This is a genomic window from Caballeronia sp. M23-90 (assembly GCF_053574605.1).
On record NZ_JBSIPA010000718.1, the window covers coordinates 1 to 2,074 of the forward strand.

The following is a 2,074-nucleotide window of genomic DNA, read 5'->3' on the forward strand; positions in this document are numbered from 1 at the left end:
CCTTCAGGTTCGCGGGCAGACCACGCAGCGCCTTGAGCTTCGTCTTGTACGCCTTGAGTTCGGCGGCGTTCGGCAATTTGCCGTGCACGAGCAGATACGCGATCTCCTCGAACTCCGAGGTTCCTGCGATATCCAGAATGTCATAGCCACGATAATGCAGATCGTTGCCCGTCTTGCCGACGGTGCAGAGCGCGGTATTGCCCGCCGTCACGCCCGAAAGCGCGACAGATTTCTTGGGCTTGAACCCGCTGGCAGCGGGTGCTTCTTTCGTCGGGGTATCGCTCATTTGTTCCAGTCTCCTTATCGGATCAACGCAGGAATAACGCTTTATTTGGTCTGATTGAACAGCGCGTCGAGCTTCTGCTCGAAGTCGTGATAGCCAATGCTCTTGTACAATTCCTCGCGCGTCTGCATGGTGTCGAGCACGTTGGCTTGCGTGCCATCGGTGCGAATCGCGCGATACACATTCTCAGCGGCCTTGTTCATCGCGCGGAAAGCGGAGAGTGGATACAGCACGATGGACACATCCACGCTGCGCAGTTCCTCGACCGTGAAGAGCGGCGTCGATCCGAACTCGGTGATGTTGGCGAGAACCGGGACCTTCACGGCATCGACGAATTGTTTGTACATCTTCAGGTCCGTCATTGCTTCCGGAAAGATCATGTCCGCGCCCGCCTCCACACACGCCCGCGCCCGGTCGATCGCCGCGTCCAGTCCCTCGACCGCCAAAGCATCCGTGCGCGCCATGATGACGAAGTTCGCGTCGGTGCGGGCGTCCACCGCGGCCCGCACGCGATCGGCCATTTCCTGCTGCGAGACGATTGCCTTTCCCGGCCGATGACCGCAGCGTTTCGCGCCCACCTGGTCTTCAATGTGCATCGCGCCTGCACCCGCCTTGATCAGCGACTTGACCGTGCGCGCAATGTTGAATGCGCTCGGGCCGAAGCCGGTATCGACATCGACCATCAGCGGCAGGTCGCAGACATCGGTGATGCGGCGGACATCGGTGAGCACGTCGTCAAGCGTGGAGATGCCGAGATCCGGCAGGCCCAGCGATCCCGCCGCGACCCCGCCGCCCGACAAATAGATCGCCTTGAACCCGGCGTGCTGCGCGAGCAGAGCGTGATTCGCGTTGATCGCGCCGACGAGTTGCAAGGGCCGTTCGGCCGCGACCGCTGCGCGGAACTTCGCGCCGGCGCTGAGTGCTGCAGTTGAGCTCATGGAGGTCTCCGGTTTATGCGTCTGGAAGCGCAAGTTGTTTGCCAGTGCCCAAGTTCTTGATTGGGAACAGATTAATCTTTTTTATCGATGCCTGAAAATTTCAGAAATGAAATCATTGTTTGCAGAAGTGAATTAGACTGGAGCATTCGAGCCCGACCCTCCACCCCATGAATCCTCCTCCACGCATCTGGGCCGTAGGTATAAGCAAGCTCCGCGATCTGTATCGCGACATGGCGGCCGAATATGACGGCATTGCCGACCTGCGCATTGTGCCGCTCGGTTACGAGGACGCGGTGCACGAGATCGAGAACGCCGGCGATGCCCGCCCAGATGTGGTCGTTGCTGCCGGATCGAACGGGGCGTACCTGAAGGCGCGAATCGGTGTTCCGGTCGTACTGGTGAACCCGACCGGGTTCGATGTCATGCATGCGCTCGCGCGTGCCCGCCGCGAGGGCGAACCGGTCGGTCTCGTGATGCACGGCGAGACACCCGCTGAAGTCGCCCGCTTTTTCCGCGCGTTCGGTGCGGCGATCGAATGCGCGTCCTACGTGTCGGCGGAGGACGCGGAATCCTGCGTGCTGGATCTGCGTGACCGTGGCGTGCAGGCGATTGTCGGGCCGGGTCTCGTCACGGAACTCGCGGAAAAGGCCGGCATGAAGTCGGTGTTTCTCTACTCGCGAGCGTCCGTTCAAGGCGCGTTCGAAACAGCGCTGGAAGTGGCGCGCGCGACACTCGGCGAGACGCAGCGCCGTCGTCCAGGGTCTGATCGAAGGGTTGCGGGCAACTCAAGCGAATGAAGGAGGCAAAGCGCCGCGAGTTCGAGAATATGGTCCCTGGCGCGATGCGAATCCCA

General features: G+C 61.1%; 2 protein-coding genes and 1 pseudogene. 1 reads left to right on the forward strand and 2 read right to left on the reverse strand.

The annotated features are described in order from the left end of the window. Positions 1 to 286, reverse strand: a 286-nt coding sequence (locus ACRXB1_RS35085) for a citrate/2-methylcitrate synthase (RefSeq protein WP_449494661.1), incomplete at its 3' end; no start/stop codon positions are given. 41 nt (positions 287 to 327) lie between these two features. Next, positions 328 to 1,221, reverse strand: coding sequence for a methylisocitrate lyase (gene prpB / locus ACRXB1_RS35090; protein WP_062172394.1), 894 nt, complete (start codon positions 1,219 to 1,221; stop codon positions 328 to 330). Between the two features lie 167 nt (positions 1,222 to 1,388). On the opposite strand from prpB, the pseudogene ACRXB1_RS35095 reads away from it, so the two are divergent. Further along, a pseudogene (locus ACRXB1_RS35095) lies at positions 1,389 to 1,976 on the forward strand (PrpR N-terminal domain-containing protein); the annotation flags it as partial. Between the last annotated feature and the right edge of the window lie 98 nt (positions 1,977 to 2,074).

Bases quoted from the DNA above. Each gene is read 5' to 3' on its own strand.
- prpB (WP_062172394.1), bottom strand. From the start codon at position 1,221: ATGAGCTCAACTGCAGCACTCAGCGCCGGCGCGAAGTTCCGCGCAGCG.